17 protein-coding genes and 1 tRNA gene are annotated in these 20314 nt (G+C 33.2%); 8 read left to right on the top strand and 10 right to left on the bottom strand.

All coding sequences use genetic code 11. The annotated features are described in order from the left end of the window. Window positions 1–4: 4 nt before the first annotated feature. Together HA148_RS05685 and HA148_RS05680 are read right to left on the bottom strand one after the other, a co-directional pair. Window positions 5–445 carry a Villin headpiece domain-containing protein gene (locus tag HA148_RS05685; RefSeq protein WP_209130981.1) on the bottom strand — a complete coding sequence of 147 codons (441 nt, stop codon included), beginning with the start codon at window positions 443–445 and terminating at the stop codon, window positions 5–7. Between the two features lie 61 nt (window positions 446–506). Then, window positions 507–1049 carry a hypothetical protein gene (locus HA148_RS05680; protein ID WP_209130979.1) on the bottom strand — a complete coding sequence of 181 codons (543 nt, stop codon included), beginning with the start codon at window positions 1047–1049 and terminating at the stop codon, window positions 507–509. A gap of 106 nt (window positions 1050–1155) precedes the next feature. Here HA148_RS05680 and HA148_RS05675 point away from each other — a divergent pair, with 106 nt between their 5' ends. Both HA148_RS05675 and HA148_RS05670 read left to right on the top strand, forming a co-directional pair. Further along, window positions 1156–2274, top strand: coding sequence for a histidine kinase (locus HA148_RS05675; RefSeq protein WP_209130977.1), 1119 nt, complete (start codon window positions 1156–1158; stop codon window positions 2272–2274). A 41-nt stretch (window positions 2275–2315) separates the two neighbouring features. Continuing rightward, a tRNA-Glu gene (locus tag HA148_RS05670) sits at window positions 2316–2388 on the top strand. Between the two features lie 16 nt (window positions 2389–2404). On the opposite strand, the gene HA148_RS05665 is transcribed toward HA148_RS05670, so the two are convergent. After that, a complete protein-coding gene (locus HA148_RS05665; RefSeq protein ID WP_209130975.1) occupies window positions 2405–2941 on the bottom strand; it encodes an SRPBCC family protein in 537 nt (178 codons plus the stop codon). A 180-nt stretch (window positions 2942–3121) separates the two neighbouring features. Here HA148_RS05665 and HA148_RS05660 point away from each other — a divergent pair, with 180 nt between their 5' ends. The 4 genes from HA148_RS05660 (at window position 3122) to HA148_RS05645 (ending at window position 8582) form a co-directional block, all read left to right on the top strand. After that, on the top strand, window positions 3122–4249 hold the full coding sequence (locus tag HA148_RS05660; RefSeq protein WP_209130972.1) for an FAD-binding oxidoreductase: 1128 nt from the start codon (window positions 3122–3124) through the stop codon (window positions 4247–4249). Between the two features lie 110 nt (window positions 4250–4359). Beyond that, entirely contained in the window at window positions 4360–5883 is a 1524-nt protein-coding gene (zwf, locus tag HA148_RS05655) for a glucose-6-phosphate dehydrogenase (protein WP_209130970.1), read from the top strand. A 2-nt stretch (window positions 5884–5885) separates the two neighbouring features. Continuing rightward, on the top strand, window positions 5886–7187 hold the full coding sequence (locus HA148_RS05650) for a glucose-6-phosphate dehydrogenase assembly protein OpcA (protein WP_209130968.1): 1302 nt from the start codon (window positions 5886–5888) through the stop codon (window positions 7185–7187). A 3-nt stretch (window positions 7188–7190) separates the two neighbouring features. Further along, window positions 7191–8582, top strand: coding sequence for a cobyrinate a,c-diamide synthase (locus HA148_RS05645; RefSeq protein WP_209130966.1), 1392 nt, complete (start codon window positions 7191–7193; stop codon window positions 8580–8582). On the opposite strand, the gene HA148_RS05640 is transcribed toward HA148_RS05645, so the two are convergent. Genes HA148_RS05640 through folD form a run of 3 tightly spaced genes read right to left on the bottom strand, consistent with a single transcriptional unit; the run spans window position 8579 to window position 10907 of the window. Continuing rightward, window positions 8579–9058, bottom strand: coding sequence for a divergent PAP2 family protein (locus HA148_RS05640; protein ID WP_209130964.1), 480 nt, complete (start codon window positions 9056–9058; stop codon window positions 8579–8581). The genes HA148_RS05645 and HA148_RS05640 overlap by 4 nt on opposite strands. A gap of 13 nt (window positions 9059–9071) precedes the next feature. Then, a complete protein-coding gene (crtE, locus tag HA148_RS05635; protein ID WP_209130962.1) occupies window positions 9072–9974 on the bottom strand; it encodes a geranylgeranyl diphosphate synthase CrtE in 903 nt (300 codons plus the stop codon). Window positions 9975–10010: 36 nt separating this feature from the next. Beyond that, window positions 10011–10907: a bifunctional methylenetetrahydrofolate dehydrogenase/methenyltetrahydrofolate cyclohydrolase FolD gene (folD, locus tag HA148_RS05630; RefSeq protein WP_209130959.1), complete on the bottom strand. Its 897-nt coding sequence runs from the start codon at window positions 10905–10907 to the stop codon at window positions 10011–10013. A 74-nt stretch (window positions 10908–10981) separates the two neighbouring features. On the opposite strand from folD, the gene HA148_RS05625 reads away from it, so the two are divergent. Further along, window positions 10982–12454, top strand: coding sequence for an HDIG domain-containing metalloprotein (locus HA148_RS05625; protein WP_209130957.1), 1473 nt, complete (start codon window positions 10982–10984; stop codon window positions 12452–12454). A gap of 8 nt (window positions 12455–12462) precedes the next feature. Here HA148_RS05625 and HA148_RS05620 read toward each other — a convergent pair whose 3' ends face one another. Together HA148_RS05620 and HA148_RS05615 are read right to left on the bottom strand one after the other, a co-directional pair. Continuing rightward, on the bottom strand, window positions 12463–12855 hold the full coding sequence (locus tag HA148_RS05620) for a hypothetical protein (protein WP_209130955.1): 393 nt from the start codon (window positions 12853–12855) through the stop codon (window positions 12463–12465). A gap of 81 nt (window positions 12856–12936) precedes the next feature. Next, on the bottom strand, window positions 12937–14577 hold the full coding sequence (locus HA148_RS05615) for a 2-isopropylmalate synthase (protein WP_209130952.1): 1641 nt from the start codon (window positions 14575–14577) through the stop codon (window positions 12937–12939). A 225-nt stretch (window positions 14578–14802) separates the two neighbouring features. On the opposite strand from HA148_RS05615, the gene HA148_RS05610 reads away from it, so the two are divergent. After that, window positions 14803–16386: a glycoside hydrolase family 57 protein gene (locus HA148_RS05610; RefSeq protein WP_209130950.1), complete on the top strand. Its 1584-nt coding sequence runs from the start codon at window positions 14803–14805 to the stop codon at window positions 16384–16386. Window positions 16387–16391: 5 nt separating this feature from the next. Here the strand turns inward: HA148_RS05610 and crtL are convergent, their stop codons facing one another. Then, a complete protein-coding gene (gene crtL, locus HA148_RS05605; protein WP_209130948.1) occupies window positions 16392–17603 on the bottom strand; it encodes a lycopene beta cyclase in 1212 nt (403 codons plus the stop codon). A gap of 24 nt (window positions 17604–17627) precedes the next feature. After that, the gene (gene gyrA, locus HA148_RS05600) at window positions 17628–20225 is read right to left on the bottom strand and encodes a DNA gyrase subunit A (RefSeq protein ID WP_209130945.1); all 2598 of its coding nucleotides are present in this window, start codon (window positions 20223–20225) and stop codon (window positions 17628–17630) included. Between the last annotated feature and the right edge of the window lie 89 nt (window positions 20226–20314).

Genomic DNA, 20314 nt, shown 5'->3' with positions numbered 1-20314 from the left:
TAAATTATTTTTTACTTCCCTTTTGAAGTTTATTGATCTGTTTTTTGTAATCATTTTTTATATTATTTGGAATGCTTTCAGGACAAATATTAAGTGCACTTCCAACAATTTGAAGTGTCCCAGCGTTGTACAATTTTTTTTCGTCAAGTTTTGCATTCCCTAATTCTTTAATAGCCCCACCATGCTTGCCAATTATTACATTTGCAAAAGTAGCACTTGCAATTGTAAGACCTTTATTAAAATCAACTTCAGCTTTTGAGGCTATACAAAGATAGGATGCACCCATTTGTCTATAAAGGAAAATATCTTCTTCTGATGCCGCAATTAAATTTTTTTCTGCTTTGAGTTGTTTATCAATTGAATTAATCTCAAACAGTGTGAAAGGGACAATAAAGCTAATACCTAAAAATTTAAGAATTTTTTTTGAATAAAATTTAATACTCATTTACTATTAACATTTATTTCAAGATAACATTTTTGATTTTTTCTTAATTAAATATAAGAACTTACTTAATAATTTTTATTTCGTGATGATTCTCTACTATTTTTAACTTATTTTTATTCCATGAATATATGACCCTGAATCTATAGTTATCAGCATCTACAAGTCTTGTATGTTCAATAATATACCAATCTTTATAAGAAGATTCAAAAATCATTTCGTGCTCATCGACTTGTTTAATATTTGAAATCCCTTCATCATCACTTAAATAAAAATTTTCTCTAATAAGTTGGTGTCCTCTCAGGTATGCGCGCATTTCTCCTTGTTCTTTATATTGAGGATTTTCCTCAAAGAAATTATATTTTTTTTCTGGGTACCATCTGAATTTATAGTGAGACTCCCATGCCGTTTTATTCTCGAGAGCTTGAATATTAATATTCATGCATAAATTATAAGTTTTTTGTAATTCATCAAGAAAATAAGTTCTATTTGATTTCCATAATCCAACGTTTCTTGAAAACCATCTTTTTAAATTATTATTTAAACTAATTTCTGGATGATTATTTTCGCCAAAATTTAGATTTTTCTTTTGATTAATAACAGTCATATATAAATAAGTCTTATTTATTTCATAGCTTATCTGTAGAATAAAAAAAAATATCTTAATGTGTTTATAAGGATTAACAGCTTTTCAACACTTCAGGGGAAATCATTTGAATGATAAGAAGGAACTAAAATTAATACTTGTTGCAGCTAGAAACCAACTGTCCAGCAATGATATTAAGTCATTAATAGCTTATTTAGAGTCAGATGATTGTGAATTTGAGATATCTCTTCAAATTTCTGAACCCACAGAACAACCTGAATTACTCGAATTGCATAGATTAGTTGCCATCCCAGCACTAATAAAAGTTTCACCAGCTCCAAAACAAATATTTGCTGGAAGTAATATTTTCTCTCAGGTTCAGAAATGGTTGCCAAGGTGGACACAAGAGGGTTTAACTAAAAATCTTGGAATTAATTTGCAACCATCCAAAATTGATTCAATAAGAACTCAAAAAGAATTTCTTTTGGAAGATGAACTTCTTGTTTTAAGACAAGAAAATGAGACTTTAACAAAAAGAATAGAATCTCAGGAAAGATTATTAAGAATGGTCGCCCATGAATTAAGAACTCCATTAACTGCTGCCACTTTGGCGGTTCAAAGTCAAAAACTCGGACAAATAGACATTTCAAAATTGCAAGAGGTAATTAAAAGACGTCTAGAAGAGATTGAACTTCTATCCCAGGATCTACTAGAGGTTGGAACAACCAAATGGGAAGCTTTATTTAATCCTCAGAAAATAGATTTAGGTAATATTAGTGCTGAAGTAATACTCGAATTAGAAAAATTCTGGAGATTAAGGAATATTGAAATTGATACTGATATTCCATCTGATCTGCCAAGTGTATTTGCAGATCAAAGAAGAATGAGGCAAGTATTTTTAAATTTAATTGAAAATGCTATTAAATTTTCAAAAGACTCTGGATCTATAAAAATCACCATGATTCACAAAACAAATCAATGGGTAGAAATAACAATTTGTGACAAAGGTGCGGGTATTCCTTTGAGCGAACAAAAAAGAATTTTTCTTGATAGGGTAAGACTTCCGCAGACTTCTGAAGGAACTTCAGGTTTTGGCATAGGTTTATCAGTATGCAGGAGAATAGTACAAGTCCATGGAGGAAGAATATGGGTCGTATCTGAAATTGGTGTAGGCTCCTGCTTCCATTTCACAGTTCCTGTATGGCAAGGACAAAACAAAGAGCAACAATACTTGACGAAAGGCTAGCCTTACTCTTAGTTTTTAATAAGCTGCTATGCTAAATTCCTGGCCCCATCGTCTAGAGGCCTAGGACACCTCCCTTTCACGGAGGCGACAGGGGTTCGAATCCCCTTGGGGCTATTATCTAAAATGTAAACTAATTTTCTGGTAATTTTGCTTGCCTATCTACGGCAATCAAATTTTCTGAAAGATCTTTTTTGAGTCTTTTCTCTATCATTCCTATTGGCATCCATTGACAACCTTGAACAGTTAGATCGTAAATTAATGAATTTTTTGAAGTATCTCTAATATTTTGAATTTTCCAACTGCCTTCAAATTTTCTGAAATCCCCTTTAATTAAACTGAACTTTAAAAGGCCAAGCTCCTTATCTTCGAACAAATCGATGGTTACTTCAGCTGAAAATTTCATACCAAGAAAATCCTGAGCCCCAACTTGTTTAAGGTGAACATTATTGTTTTTTTGATATATTTTTTTGCTTGATAATAGATTTGGTATATAAAGATCTAGTCGATCATAATCTGTTAAAACACTCCACAAAGAATCAAAACTTGCAGAAGTTGTAAGTTGAGCTGCCAGCCGTCTTGTCCCACCGGAAAACTTCTCCATCGTCTGCTCAATTGTCCCGTAATCATTGTCTTTATAATGATTCATTGATTCTTGAGGATTGTTCATACAATGAATTTTTAATTAAATAAAAATTATTTCTGTGTAACTATACTGATAAAAACAACAAATACTGAAAAATAAAAATAATTTCATCTATTTATTCCGATCTCAAAACGTAACCATTTTTATAAAATCACTACAAATTAAACTACAAATTGATAATCTTTTATAAAAGAAATCTAAAAAATGTATTCACAAGCAAAAGTAATCGCAGGCGGATTAGCTCATATACCAGTAGTAATAGCTGTTTTTTATTTTATACTTACAACTTTTAATAAAAGAGCTTTAAAATTTGTCGAAGAAGCAAAAACAAAAAAACCTGAATCAAACGCTGTGGAACCTAAAAAAGTCGCCGTCTCAAAAATAGAAGCTCCAAAAACAGAAGCTCCAAAAACAGAAGCTCCAAAAATAGTTAAGAAAAAACATGCAGACGTTCCAGTAAATATTTACCGTCCCAAAACACCATATGAGGGAACAGTTATTGAAAACTACAGTCTTCTTAAAGAAGGAGCAATTGGTAGAGTTAATCACATAACTTTCGACCTTAAAGATAGTGATCCATTTTTAAATTATGTAGAAGGTCAAAGTATTGGTATAATGCCTGCCGGCGAAGATGCTAATGGAAAACCTCATAAATTAAGACTATACTCAATAGCTAGCACTAGACACGGTGATGACTTTAATGGAAATACAGTTTCTCTTTGTGTAAGACAGCTTCAGTATGAAAAAGATGGTGAAACCATTAATGGTGTCTGCTCTACTTACTTATGTGATATTAAGCCTGGAGATAAAGTAAAAATAACAGGTCCTGTTGGTAAAGAAATGCTTCTCCCTGATGAAGAAGACGCAAACATTGTTATGTTAGCCACTGGAACTGGAATAGCGCCAATGAGGGCTTATTTAAGAAGAATGTTCGAACCAACTGAAAAAGAAAAAAATAAATGGAATTTCAAGGGTAAAGCTTGGTTATTTATGGGTGCTCCAAAATCAGCTAATTTGTTATACGAAGAAGATCTTCAAAGATACATTGCAGAGAATCCAGATAATTTTAAATATACAAAAGCTATTAGTCGCGAGCAGCAAAATGCAAAAGGTGGAAGAATGTACATTCAAGACAGAGTTTTAGAGTCAGCAAATGAACTTTTCAATATGATTGAAGATGAAAAGACACATATATATCTTTGTGGATTAAAGGGTATGGAACCTGGAATAGATGAAGCAATGACTAAGGCAGCAGAAGAAAAAGGATTGAACTGGTCAGAACTAAGACCTCAACTAAAAAAAGCAGGAAGATGGCACGTAGAAACTTACTAAATCTTTGATATTAAGATTTAAGTTTTACATACTAAATACTTTTTGGTTTAGACACAATATGTAGCTAATATTTGAAAAAAAGAGGATTTTAAATAAAGAATACTAAAAATATGCCTTCAACTTTAAGTAATCCTCTAAGATTAGGTTTACGGCAGGAAAGAGTCATATCTCCACAATGTTTAATAATTTTTGGCGCTAGTGGAGACCTTACTCATAGAAAATTAATACCAGCCTTATTTGAACTCTATTTGCAAAGAAGAATTCCTAGTGAATTTGGAATAGTTGGTTGTGCTAGAAGACCCTGGACTGATAATGAGTTTAGAGAAAAGATGAAAGTAAAGTTATCAAATCAAATATCTGGTAAAGAAAGGGAGTGGGAACAATTTTCTAATTATCTTTTCTATGAACCAGTTGACCTACAACAAAGTGATCATGTCGTAAGGCTTTCTAGAAGATTAAGTGAAATTGATAAAACACAAGCTACTCATGGGAATAGAACATTTTATTTATCAGTATCTCCGAATTTCTATGCGAGTGGATGTAAAGCTCTTAAAGGGGCTGGTCTTTTAGATGACGCCAAGAAAAGTCGTTTAGTAATTGAAAAACCTTTTGGAAGAGATTATTCAAGTGCAAAAAAATTGAATAAGATCGTTCAAAGTTGCGCCGAAGAAAGTCAGATTTATAGGATTGATCATTATTTAGGTAAAGAGACAGTTCAAAATATTCTTGTTTTGAGGTTTGCCAACACTATTTTTGAGCCAATCTGGAATAGGAATTATATATCAAGTGTTCAAATTACTTCATCAGAAACAGTTGGTGTTGAAGATAGAGCAGGTTATTACGAAAGCTCTGGTGCTTTACGGGATATGCTTCAAAATCATATGACTCAAATGCTTGCAGTTACTGCAATGGAACCTCCTGGAAAATTTGAACCAGAAGCAATAAGAAATGAAAAAGCTAAGGTTCTTCAAGCTTCAAAACTTGCTGACGAAAATGAACCGTGGAATTGTTGCATAAGAGGTCAATACGGAGAGGGAGGGAATGTTTCAAATCGACTCAAAGGATATAGGCAGGAAGATGGTGTTAATAGTAACAGCACAACAGAAACTTATATTGCGACAAAAGTTTTCGTAGATAACTGGCGTTGGCAAGGGGTTCCTTTTTATTTGAGAACAGGTAAAAGACTACCTAAAAGACTTGGAGAAATAGTCTTGACTTTTAAAGACGTTCCTGTTCATTTATTTGAATCAACAATAATAAATCCTGCCCCAAATCAACTTGTCCTTAGAATTCAGCCAAATGAAGGTGCTACTTTCAAATTTGAGGTAAAATCTCCTGGTTCTGGAATGAAATCAAGACCTGTTGAGATGGAATTTTCTTATGATGAATCATTTGGAGAACCCTCAGATGAAGGCTATGTAAGATTATTAGCTGATGCAATGCTTTCTGACCCAACATTATTTACCCGAAGTGATGAGGTAGAGGCAGCCTGGAAACTTTATACGCCATTAATAGAATTGATGGATAATTCTCCTTGGAAGTTACCTATTTATAATTATGAATCTATGACATGGGGACCTCCTGAGTCAGATAAATTAATTTCAAAAGATAATATTTTCTGGCGTAGACCCTAAAAATGAAACCTCAACTTACACTGCAAACCCCTTTAGAGCTGCCTTATCAGGAAATTTCTAATTACCTTAATAAATTATGGATTTCAGAAGATAAAGATAATAGTGGAGCTAATACTTTCACGTTAATGGTCTGGCAGCCTGCTTGGCTAGAACAATGTTTGGTTCAAAAAGGATTAGTAAATGGACCAATTACTGGAAATTTAAATCCAGAGATAATTGAAGTTGCTAAAAAATTTATATTAGATCAAGGACTTCCTATTACTACTTCACTTAATAGTGAAGAATTATTGAATTTGTTGAAGGAAAATTTATCTAATAAAGACTTTGAAGATTTTAGAGGACAATTTTTTGAATCAACTATAAGTACATTGAATCCAAGAAGATTAATAACTCTAGCGCCAACATTAAATAAAAATTCAGATATCAAAACTTTTGTATCCGCTTACTGTCCATTAAGTGATACCCCAGCTATGCAATCTATTTGTGGGGATTTAGTTGTTATTAGGGGGGGTTCGGCCTCAATATATAATAAAGGATTAAAAATAATTGATGAATTATCTATTGATGAATTACCTTCATGGTTGTGGTGGAATGGAAGCTTGGATGAGTCGCCTGAAATCTTCGAATATTTCACTGATTATGGTCTAAGGTTAATAATTGATACTGCTCTTGGATCGCCTCAAAGATGTTTAACAGTTTTAGATCAATTAAATAATTCAAATAAAGCTATTAATGATTTGAATTGGGTTAGATTGAAAAACTGGAGGGAATCATTGGCAATGATTTTTGATCCGCCTTCGAGGAGGCCAATTTTAGATCATATTACTGATATTGACATTGATATTGCAGGAGATCATATGATTCAAGCGTTGTTTTTGATTTCATGGATTAGCGATAAACTTGGTTGGTCTTTTCTAAGAGTTGAAAGGGATATAGAATCAACAAAAATAGAGTTTAAAAGAATTAATGGCGAAATAATTTCTACATCAATTAATCCCTTATCTTTGGGAAATCCAAGTATTCATTTAGGACAAGTTATTGGATTGAGGCTGATTTCAAAAATTAGTGAGGTTCAAAAAAATAACACTTGTGTAATACTTGGCTGTGAATCAGTGGAATGTATGAGACTTGAAGCAGGGGGAATGGCTAATATGGATTTAATAGAACAAGTTGTTCCTAATTCTTTTTCTACATCAGAGTACGATGTTAGTAAATTATTGGGAAGTAGTAGAGGTAATACCAGCCCTCTTTTTGAAAATTCCATTAAAATAGCCCTTCAAATATTTAATGGCTTGAATAACTAATAGATGCCTTGTGTAATATCTTCTCCTTCAACTGATAGCGGGAAAACTACATTATCTCTTTTGCTATCTTGTTGGGCCTACTCAAAAGGTATAAAAATGCAAACTTTCAAGGTTGGCCCAGATTATCTTGATCAACAACAACTCAGCTCGATTGGCCAACCTATTTGCAGGAATTTAGATATTTTTTTAAGTGGTGAGGAATGGGTTCAAGAAAGTTTTTTTAAACATTCTTTGAAATATGAATTCTCTTTAATTGAAGGAGCAATGGGTCTGTTTGATGGACTAGGGTCAACAACCTATTCCAGCACAGCAAATATCTCTAAACTTCTCAAAGCTCCAATAATTTTCATTGTTAATGCTAGAGGTCAAGTAGCCTCTCTTTTGGCGACTATTCGAGGTTTTAGAGATTTCGATAGTGAGTTGTCAATAGCAGGAATTATATTTAACAACGTTAATTCAGATAGACATAAAAAATTAATCAAAGAAGTTTTTAAAAATGAAGATATCGAAATTCTTGGTTTTTTACCATCTGATTCAAAAATAACTTTAAACAAATCTAATTTAGGTTTGATATCTCCAATGGATAATGGAAAAGAAATTGATGTTTCATATTTTGCAAATTTCGCCGAAACAAATCTTGATGTATTTTCTCTTATTAAATTTCTGAAATCTCCTCAAAAGAAAATGTTTAATTCTTTCAATTTTAAAGATTTTAAAATAGACAAAAGTAAGCCTATCGCAATTGCAGAAGATAAAATCTTTCATTTTCAATACCCTGAAACTAAGGAGTTTTTGAGTGAAATAGGTATACCGTTGATTTCATGGAGTATTTATGATGATGAAGAAATACCTAATGAGGCTTCTTCTTTAATTATTCCTGGGGGGTTCCCTGAAAAATATGCTGATCATATAAGTAACTCTACAAAAAGCTTAAATTCGTTAAGGAAATTCCGCAAAAAAGGATTTATATATGCTGAGTGTGGAGGGATGATGATTTTAGGTGACTTCATAAAAGATGAAAATGGTAATAATCATAAAATGAGTGGTGTCCTGCCTTTTATATCAAAAAAAAGTAAACTTTCAGTAGGTTATAGATACATTGAGGGTTTAAAAGATACTCCAATCATCAAACAAAATCAATTAATTAGAGGACATGAATTTCATTATTGGGAAATTGAAAATAATTTATCTGAACTTGATTCTGGAAAAGCTGAGCATCAGAAGAATCTTTCTTCCCCATGGAAAATTAAATCTTGGGAAACCGAATACAAAAATGAAGGCTTTTTTGATGAAAAATTACATGCAAGTTGGATTCACTTACATTTGCCAAGTTCTCCAGAAGTTGCAAAAAACTTTATAGAGGCCACCCAAATTACTTTTTCAAAGAATTCTTAATTAATTATCAAATCAAAAATTTTGAGAGGAGAACCTAAAAAAAACATTCCAGACAAAGTGATTAATGGTCCTAAAAAACTTCCCACCATGACCTCAATTTTCGTATGACCCAAGGTTTCTTTTAACATTAATTCAGATTGCGGGTCTAGTTTTTTTGATAGTTTATTAATTTCTGCAGCTTGAATCCCAGCTGATTTTCGAACACCACTTGCGTCATACATAACTATTAGCGCTACAGCAACTGATAATGCGAATATTGAGCTATCAAATCCTAATTCATAACCTATACCAGATGCAGCGCCAGTTATTAAGGCAGAATGACTTGAGGGCATACCACCCGTCTCGAACATAATTCCAAATCTTATTTCTCCAGTTGAAAAGAAATTGAATACAATTTTAAAAAATTGCGCTAGCAAACAGGATAATAGGCTCCAGAAAAGAACTGAATTATTAAAAAGGGAAAAAAACTCAGACATAAATTAAAAATAATTATCTGTCTCTATTTGTAATAAAGTCGGCTAAAGATATTAAATACTTTGCATCTTCACCCCAAGGTTCTATTGCTTTTTTTGCTTTTTCAACTAAATCAAATGCTCTTTTCTTTGACTCCTCCATTCCAAGTAATTTAGGGTAAGTAGTTTTGTCAGCTAAAAGATCTTTGCCGGCAGTTTTACCAAGCTTTTCACTGCTGGAAGTTAAATCAAGAATATCATCTATTATTTGGAAGGCTAAACCAATTCCCTCTGCATATGTAGTCAGAGCTTGTAATAGTTTTTCGTTAGCTCCTGCGATCATCGCACCTGTTCTAACGCAGGCCTTCAATAAAGCCCCAGTCTTGTGAAGATGAATATATTCGAGAGTTTCAAGGTCGACTTCTTTGCCTTCGCATTCCAAATCAACAACTTGCCCCCCGACTAGGCCTGGTGCACCAGCAACTAGGGATAATTCGCCAACTACATTTAATAATCTATTTGGATCGACTCCAGGGCTTCTTAAAGAGACCATTTCAAAAGCTCTGGTTAATAAAGCATCGCCTGCAAGAATAGCTATTGCATCACCATATACTTTATGATTTGTCGGCCTACCTCTCCTCAAGTCATCATTATCCATAGCGGGCAGATCATCATGAATCAAGGACATTGTATGGATCATTTCTATCGCTACTGCAGTGGGAACAGCTAGAGAGGGTTTTCCTCCCGCCAGTGAGCAAGATGCTAAACATAAAATTGGACGAATTCTCTTCCCTCCAGCTAACAGGGAATATCTCATTGATTCTCTTAATATTTCTGGATTCTCAGGACCCAAGGAGAAATCAAGTGCTTCTTCTACAATCTTTTTTGTTTTTTTAAGATATTTTTCAAAATCAGAAATACTATTTATAACTTCAGTCATTTTATGCCTTGAGTAAAATTTTTTTCATCTTGGAGTTTATGGCAAAAGGTCACTAAGAGTTGATGATAAACCAAATTGTTTTTGCCAGCTAAAAATAGTATTTACAAGTAACATTGTTACGGTCATTGGTCCAACACCACCTGGTACAGGTGTGTAAGCAAATACTTTAGAAATGACATCTTCTAATAATACATCGCCACATAATCTGGTTTGATTTTTATCGTTACTTTTTAATCTATGTATTCCAACATCAATAATTACTGCTCCTTCTTTCACAAAACTCGAATCTACAAGATTAGGTTTTCCTGCAGCCACAATTAGAATGTCAGCTTCTCTACAGACTTTATTCAAATTTAATGTTTTTGAATGAGTCATCGTTACTGTGCCATTAAGATTCAACAACATAAGCGATAGCGGTTTGCCAACAAGCAAACTCCTTCCAATAACAACAATTTTTTTTCCTTCAATTGTAATATTTTGGGATCTTAATAAATTAATAATTCCTGCTGGTGTGCATGATCTCATCGCAGGCTCATTTTTCACTAATTTGCCGATGTTTATCTCATTTAATCCATCTACATCTTTGCTTGGTTTAATATAGCTGATCAGTTTTTGCTCATCAAACTTCTTTGGTATAGGAAGTTGTAGCAACATTCCATCAATTTCTTCTTCAGAATTAAGTTTGATTATTAATTGTTCAACTTCTTTTTGATCTACACAATCTTTTAAATGAAAGATAAAACTCTTTATTCCAATCCTTGAACATGCTTTTTCCTTGTTATTAACGTAAACTCCACTCGCAGGGTCTTCACCTATCCTTATTACAGCTAAACCTGGAACTCTTTTTGCGAATTTTTTATTACTAGAGATATACTCATTTAATCTTTTTTCAATTTCAAGAGATAATTTTTTACCGTCTAATTTTAATGACATTTAGAAAAACATCTCCTTTTTACACCTAGCATGCCTATAATTTTAAATTATTCAAATAGATTTATTTATATTCTGTGCAAAACATCACAACTAACTTAAAGAAATTGATTTATCTGTGGAGTCGAAGTCAAGTTCCAGTTAAACAACCAACTAAAATTTCAAGAATAGATAATCTCATAATTTTTTTAATATGTATTTTAACTTCAATAATTTCTTCTTATAAACTACTTCTTATCTCGCCTTTAAATATCGTAGATATTTTTTCTTGGCTTTTGACCTTTACTGAAATACTTATTAGTTCAGGAATTTTGATATTAGTTTCAAAAAAAGAGAATCCCACAATTTCTTCAAGACAGATCTTCTTGATCGTTACTCTTCTTTTAGCAGTACAAGCTACGAAATTAGCCCTGGCTTCAACCATAAGTCCATTATCTATGATAATTCCACCGGCATTAATAATATCTCAAGGAATGGGAAGTATAACAGCTTTAACTTGGGTATCAATAGCAAGTTTTAGTTGGCCAGACCCAACAGTTGCTATAAATAATAATTTATTTTTTATTTTATTAGTTAGCTCTTCAGTAGTATCTCTACTTGGAGGAAGAATAAGAAGTAGAGCTCAGTTACTTCAACTATCTATTTTTGTTCCCATAGGATCGTTCTTGAGCCAATGGATATTGATAGGTAAAGATAAAACATCTCTTATTAATAACCAAGATTTTGTTTTAGCTAATGGGGATATATTTTCTGATTCCTTGCTATTGGCAATCGTAATGCTTTTTACTATTTTATTTATTCCTATTTTTGAATCGATATTCGGATTATTAACTAAAGCAAGATTACTCGAATTGGCTGATAAAGAGAAACCTCTTATTAGAAGATTGTCTCTTGAAGCTCCTGGTACTTTTGAACATACCTTACTTATATGTGGTCTAGCAGAGGAAGCTACAAGAATGATTGGTGGTGATATTGATCTAATTAAAACTGGAGCTCTATATCATGATGTTGGGAAATTACATGCACCTAATTGGTTTATCGAAAATCAGGATGGTTTAAAAAATCCGCATGACGAATTAGATGATCCGATTAAAAGTGCAGAAGTCTTACAGGCACACGTTGATGAGGGATTGAGATTTGCAAGAAAAAATAGATTACCTAAACTGATAGCTAATTTTATCCCCGAACATCAAGGTACTCTAAAGATGGGATATTTTTTTCAAAAAGCTAAAGAAAAAGATCTCGACATAAATGAATATTATTTTAGATATAAAGGCCCTATTCCTCAGTCAAAAGAAACAGCTGTTTTAATGCTTGCAGATGGATGTGAAGCAGCACTAAGAGCTATGAATATTAACGCATCTGATGAAGAAGCTTTGGAAACAATATCTAATATTATCTACTCGCGTCAAAAAGATGGTCAATTAGATGATAGTAATTTATCGAAAGGAGAAATTTTTCTAATAAAAAGGGCATTTTTGAATGTGTGGAAAAGAATTAGACATAGAAGAATTCAGTATCCAACCAGTAAGAATAATACTTTTTCTTAATTTTAATTTTAGAGCCTAATACTTCTTCGATGTTTTGGATTACACCAATATATAAGAGCTAATGTACTTAATAATGTTGTTAAAAGAGTAAACCCACCAATTCCAAAAATATCTTTAAGAGTTATGAGTCTCACTACTGAATAAGGACCTGTACCAGAAATTACCATTGATAGAGATACTAAAGTTAAAGTTACTCCCCATTTTCTCTCTGCTAAAAGAGCTGCTGAAGAAACTATTCCAACGATCGCCGCAGGCCAACCAAGACTTATGGCAAGAGTTATATTCGCAACTTTTAGTGGAGGCCCATAACTAATAATTAGAGCAATTATTGGAAGTGCAATTATATTACTGATTAACCCAACCCATGAAAGTGACCAATATCCTAGTAACCTTTCTCTCATTATTAACTGCTTTAGCTATGAGATTAATCTACAATATTAAGAGACAATTTTTAATGCTACTTAATATTCCTAAAAAATACTTTAATCTGAGTGTTTGGATAGAAATGTGTTATTCGAATTTTCTAAATTATCATATTGTGGGTGAATTGAATTTTTTTTCTCAGAAAACACTAGCCTATTTAAAGCATTAACGTAAGCATTCGCTGCCGCAACTACAACATCTGTATCCGCAGAATGACCAGAATATATTTTATTATCCCTCCTTATTCTTATTGTTACTTCGCCCAAAGCGTCAATTCCCTCTGTTACCGACTTAACAGAAAATTCAATTAATTCATTAGGAACTTTAGCTAATTTATTTAAAGCCTCGCATACGGCATCAACGGGTCCAGTACCTATTGATACAGCAGTATCCTCAGTATTATCTTCTGTGTTTAGAAGCGAAATGGTGGCAGTAGGTTTAGATGCGTTACCGCAACTTACTTGAACAAGACTTAATTGAAATTTAGCTTCTGGGAGCTGAACTTGTTCACTTACAATTGCCTCTAAGTCTCTATCAGTAATTTCTCTTTTCCTGTCAGCTAAATCCTTAAAACGAGCAAAAGCATCATTTAAATCTTCTCGGCTCAAGTCATATCCCATCTCTTCTAATCTTGCTCTTACTGCACTTCTTCCACTAAGTTTCCCCAAAGATATTTTGTTATCACTCAAACCAACAGTTTGTGCATCGATAATTTCGTAAGTTAGTCTATTTTTTAAAACCCCATCTTGATGAATGCCTGACTCATGTGCAAAAGCATTAGCTCCCACAATTGCTTTATTTGGTTGTACAGTCATTCCAGTTAGGTTGGAAACAAGCCTAGAGGTTTTTGTTATTTCTTCGGTTCTTATGGCAGTAAGAGGCGTTGGTGAATTAGGATTTCTTTTGAAAAAACTATTAAAAAAACTTTTCCGAACATGAAGTGCCATTACTAATTCTTCTAGAGAGGCATTTCCGGCTCTTTCACCAATTCCGTTAATAGTACATTCTAGTTGTCTTGCTCCATTTTTTACTGCTTCAAGAAAATTAGCTACTGCTAAACCTAAATCATTATGCCCATGAACCGAAATTACTGCCTCATCAATATTTGGAACATTTTTATTTATATCGGTAATTAGTTTGCCAAATTCACTAGGAGTTGTAAATCCAACAGTATCAGGGATGTTTATTGTTGTCGCTCCTGCAGTAATTGCTAGTTGAATCACTTCGTATAAAAATTCAGGATCACTTCTTGAGGCATCTTCACAAGAAAACTCAATATCATCTACTAAGGATTTTGCATAATTAACCATTTCTGGAACTATTTGAAGAACATCTTTTCTGGATTTTTTAAGTTTATGTTTAAGGTGAATATCACTAGTCGCAATAAAAGTATGTATCCTTCTTTTCGGAGCTGGACTTACTGCTTCGTAACATGCTTTTATATCTCCTTTAGATGCTCTAGCTAAACCGCAAATTATAGGTCCATTTTCTTTCCCTACGGCATTAGCAATTTTATTAACAGCTTTAAAATCTCCTGGACTTGCGAAAGGGAATCCAGCTTCAATTACATCTACTCCTAGTCTTGCTAATTGATGGGCGATAGCAAGTTTTTCTTCGAGATTTAAACTGGCACCAGGAGATTGCTCTCCATCTCGGAGAGTTGTATCAAAGATCAAAATTCTTCCAGGATCTTTTGACATCAGAAGGAATAACCTAAGCTTATATTAAGCTAATTAAAAAATTTTGACTAGATTGTGTTCAAAAAAAATTTGATGAAAGTTTATAACTTAAATAATATTGGTTAAAATTCTGAAAAAAAAAATCAAATACTTTAATTTTTAAAGTATTCTTTTATGATTAAAACCTTCTTTTTATAAAAAATAATTTCGATTTTTTGTAGAACCATAGGCATAAATTTAAAAAGTATGAATGGGCAATACTCTAAAAATAATGTTTTAGGACAGTTAGCGATAGTTTTACATGCTCATCTACCTTATGTCAGAAAAAATGAAAAAAACTCCCTAGAAGAGGATTGGTTATTTCAGGCGATTTTGGAATGTTACATACCACTACTTCAATCAATAGAATCCTCTAAAAATGAAAATCCTTTAAATACCAAACTTACTATTAGTTTGTCTCCGACATTATTATCACTTCTAAATAATAAAAAAATTCAAGAAACATTCCCAAGTTGGATTGAAACAAGAAAAGATTTCTTAAAAGAACTGCCAAAAGAAGAAAAAAATGCCTCTGGATTTTTATTGAATAACCTTAATAACAAATACTTATATTGGCAAAATTGTTCTGGAAATTTAATTGAAAAGTTTAGAGTTTTAAATAAATCTGGTAATTTGGATATTCTTACTTGTGCTGCCACACACGGATATTTGCCAATATTAAGGGAGAATCCAGAGACTGTTAAAGGACAAATCAATACTGCCATAAGGAATCATGAAAATATTTTTGGAACTATGCCTTTAGGTATTTGGTTACCTGAATGTGCATATTATGAGAATTTAGATGAAATGTTATTTAATTCCGGAATTAGATATGCAATCTTAGATGGTCACGGTATTCTAAACGCTACACCAAGGCCTAGGTATGGCGTGTACGCTCCAATATGCTCGAAAAAAGGAGTTGCCTTCTTTGGAAGAGATAATGAGTCAACTTTACCCGTATGGTCTTCAAAAGACGGTTTCCCGGGAGACAAAGTTTATCGGGAATTTCATAAAGATTTGGGATGGGAATTACCTGTCTCCAAACTCCAAAAGAAAGGTATCTCAACTAAAAGACCTTTGGGATTGAAGTTTCATAAGATTACAGATGATAAGGTGCCATTAGGGGAAAAGGAGTTTTACTTAGAAAATGAAGCCAAAAAGAAGGTTGCAGAACATGCTGATTCTTATCTTCTCGCGAGGTCCAAGCAATTAGAAAAATTAACATTATCCTCTTCCTTTAAGCCCTTATTGGTAGCTCCATTCGATGCAGAGTTATTTGGTCATTGGTGGTATGAAGGACCTTTTTTCATTGAAAATATTTTAAAAAACTCTACTAAATATTCAATTAAGCTTACAAATTTAAAAGAATTCTTAATTCAAAAGCCAAATCTTCAGATTTGCGATCCATCACCATCAAGCTGGGGACAAGGAGGTTACCATAACTATTGGATTAATGATGCAAATGCGTGGATTGTTCCGGAAATCACTCAAGCAGGGTCAACTTTTGTTGAGTTATGCTCGAAAAATTTTAATAATGACTTATCTCCAAGACTTTTCAAACAAGCAGCAAGAGAATTACTTCTCTCTGAGTCCTCTGATTGGAGTTTTATACTAAGAGCTGGAACTACAACTGAGCTTGCAAAAGAGAGGATAGAAAGACATTTGTTCAGGTTCTGGAAAATAGTTGAAATGATTAAAAATCATTCAAATATTAATTTAAAATTTCTTGAAGATATTGAGGAAGAAGATAAAGTTTTCCCAGATATCAATATTGATGATTGGCGAAAATAAAAATATTAATTTAACTTGAGCATTCCTAGTTTTACTTTTAGAGGTGAATTTATAAACATCTTACTCATCACGTAAATTAGTTTTGGAAGTGGAAGTGTATTAGTAAGAAAACCTACCCATTCATTGGTTGATAATCTAAAGAAATTTGAGAAAAAGCTTCTTAATCTACTTTCGTCAAAACTCATCAATCTTCTTAGACCATATTGGTAAAGTTTATGCCTTTGTGTTAACTCGTAAGGCCATAGGATTTCCCAACCTTTTGAAGCTAACTCTAGTGAACTTAAATGAGGTTCTTTTAAAAAGATTGCTAATTTTTGTGCAAGAAGTGGAGCCCTTCTTAATAAAGATCCAACCATGTATCCTGATGCAGGATGAACCATACTTGCAGACCCTCCGAAACCAAGTACAAATTGTTTTTTAAATGGAAGGGGTAAATTCATAGGGAAAAGGCAATTCTCTTCATGAAAAATTTCACTTACCTCAATACCCTTACTATTAAGTCTTTTATAAAGTCTTTTTTTAAGATTTTCTTGGGATAATGCAGGATAACTAGCTAATGAAGTTTCTTCAACAAAAAAAGTCTCGTTGCCAAGATCCATTGCATAAAGAAAGGAGGGAGATGATAACTTTTCTTCATTGTTTAAATGATTTGGACGAAAATCCATTAGAACAAATTGTTCTTTATTGACAGGTGGTGATGTAAATTTACCTACAATTCCGTAAGCGGCTTGTTGAGCGATTTCCTTTTGAACTGGTCTTTTGATAAAACTACTTTTATGACCACTTGCGTCAATAACTAGTCTCGCCTTTATTTTGAGACCTGAAAAACAAATTACCTCAGATAGTTTATTTTTTTCTTTAATGTCTTTTGCTGTTTCATTTAACCATTCAATACCTTTACATTTTTTTAAAAGCTCATTTTGAAAGGCTTCTTGATTTATTAAACCATAATCATAATTGTGTTTTGTTGGAGTATCCCCTTTTTTATTTTCCCCATCTCCAAAAAAACTAACTGTTTTACACCATCGGTGTGACAACAAGGACTCTAACCCTAATTCTTCTAATTCAGATGCCCAGATACCATATGTATTCTCCCATTTTTCATTTGGAGATTTTGTTGATATTCCCTTAATATTTAGATCCTCCTTGGCTAATTCTGAAGCTAAACATAATGCTGCAGGACCTGAACCTAAAATTAAAATATCAAGTATTTCCATATTATTTAGATAACCATAAGGCTTTTAATTTTGTTCAACTGTGCTAGGTTGGTCTTCTTCCTGTATTTGTTCATGAGGTACCAATACTACTTCAGACAAATGATCACCGTCATCTAATCTTTGTAATTTTACTCCTGTAGCTGCCCTAGATTGCTGAGAGATTTTATCAGCGTTTGTTCTTACTATTACCCCTTTTTCGGTCACAAGTAGCAATTCTTCTCCCTCACCAAGGACCTTCAAACAAACTAGCTGATCATCGTTAATTCTAAATTTAATTGCTCTCAAACCCATGCCTGCTCTTTTTTGTAATCTAAACTGAGCTACAGGTACTCTCTTTCCTAGTCCAAATGCACTGGCTATTAATACCCATGGTCCATCTGAAGAGTTTTCCTCAACATTATCTTCAAGATCATCAGTAAGATCTTCAATTTTAGCCAATTGATCAACCAAATTAGATGTTAAAACATCCATAGAAACTAGATTGTCTCCTTCTCTCAAGTTCATTGATTTAACCCCTCTTGCTGTTCTGCCAAGTGGTCTTAATTCATTAATATCTAGTCTGAAATGAATCGCCATTCCTGTTTTAGATCCAATTAAAACACTATCACCTTCTTTTGATAATCTGACCCAGGTTAGGGCGTCTCCATCTTCAAGATTAATTGCTATTAGTCCATTTGAACGAATTTTTGAGAAAGCAGAAAGTGCAGTTCTTTTTATAAAGCCAGATTTGGTTAGCATTAATAAATAACGATCGTCAACAAAAGAATCCACAGCAACTAGTGAAGTTATTTTTTCTTCTCTTGGAATTGGGAGAAGTTGAACTGATGGAGTCCCTTTTGCTGTTCTGCTACTCATAGGAACCCTATAGGCAGGGAGAGCATAAGCTACTCCTTTATCACTGAAAAGCAAAAGAGTATCATGATCGTTACAGCTTATAAATAATTTCACGTCATCATCTTCTTTGGTTTTTGTGCCAGCTTTACCCCTTGAACCACGACTGGTAGATTCGAAATCATTAACAGGCATTCTTTTCAAATAACCTGCTTCAGTTAATAGAACTACGGATCTATCATTTGCTATGAGATCAATATCATCTAATCCGCCGCCTAAATCTAGTATTTCTGTTTTCCTAGGAGAAGAGAACCTTTCATCGATTTTATTAAGTTCTTCAAGAATAATTTCAAAAATTCTTTCTTTACTATTTAATATTTGCTGATATAGATTGATTTTTCGGGTTAACTCATTATGTTCCCCTTTGATTTTATCTGCTTCAAGTGCTGTTAATCTTCTTAACTGCATTTGTAGAATTGCATCTGCCTGTATGGAAGATAATTTATGGTCGTTTTGTAGTTTTTCTCGAGCTGATATTGAATCTTTCGCTGATCTTATTAGATTTATAATTTGATCCATAGCATCTAAGGCCAATAAAAGACCCTTTACAATATGATCTCTTTCTTCTGCCTTTTTTAATAAAAATGCTGTTCTTCTCCTTATTGTCTCAACCCTAAAATCTAGAAAAACGTCTAACATTTTCCTGAGTGAAAGTGTTGTGGGCTCTCCTTTTACTAAAGCAAGGATATTTGCACTAAAGTTATTTTGTAGAGGTGTTAACTTAAATAAATTATTTAAAACTACTTGTGGGTAGGCATCTCTTTTTAGTTCAATAACAATCCTCATCCCATCTCGATCACTTTCATCTCTAATATCAGAAATACCTTCTAATTTTTTTTCATTAACCAAGTCAGCAATTCTCTCTATCAATGCCGCTTTATTAGTTTGAAATGGAAGCTCTGTAATTATTACTGCATCTTTTTCTGCTCTACCACTGGATTTAATTTGCTCAATATTTGCCACACCTCTCATGGTTATTGAACCTCTCCCTGTCTTGAAAGTTTCTCTGATACCATCTCTGCCTAAGATTTGACCACCTGTGGGAAAATCAGGACCCTTAATTATTTCAAAAAGTTCTCTATCTTGAATCGAAGGGTTATTGATGATTGATTTAAGACCACTAATTAATTCTCCTAAGTTATGAGGTGGAATATTAGTCGCCATTCCTACTGCTATTCCAGATGATCCATTTAGTAGTAGTTGAGGAATCCTAGCAGGTAAAACTGTTGGTTCTTGCTGGGAACCGTCAAAATTATCGGCGAAATCTACAGTTTCAGATTCAATATCCTCTAATAAACTTTCATCTGTAAGAGACTGTAAACGAGATTCTGTATATCTCATTGCTGCTGGAGGGTCGTTATCAACAGAACCAAAGTTTCCATGGCCATCTATAAGTGGCATCCTCATAGAGAAATCCTGAGCCATCCTAACCAAAGCATCATAAACAGCAGTATCGCCATGAGGGTGGTATTTACCTAGTACTTCTCCAACAACTCTTGCACATTTTCTGTATGGCCTACCGCTGGTTAAACCAAGTTCATACATTGCATAAAGAATTCTTCTATGAACAGGTTTTAATCCGTCCCTCGCATCTGGAAGAGCACGACCAACAATAACGCTCATTGCATACTCTAGGTAAGAGCGCGACATCTCATTTCTTAAGTCAGTCTGAATAATTCGGTCCTTATCTTCGCTTAACCCTGAATTATCGGAATCTAGATTATCAGACATACAAAAATACTTTTCTTAATAATAATCGCTGATTGTCATAATGAATAAAAAAAAAGATTTATTTAATTCCCAAATACTCACATTTACAC

It is taken from the genome of Prochlorococcus marinus XMU1405 (genome assembly GCF_017696275.1).
Taxonomy (GTDB): Bacteria; Cyanobacteriota; Cyanobacteriia; order PCC-6307; family Cyanobiaceae; genus Prochlorococcus_A; species Prochlorococcus_A marinus_AB.
Note: the sequence above shows the minus strand (reverse complement) of the source record. Positions and strands in the feature narration are given on the sequence as shown.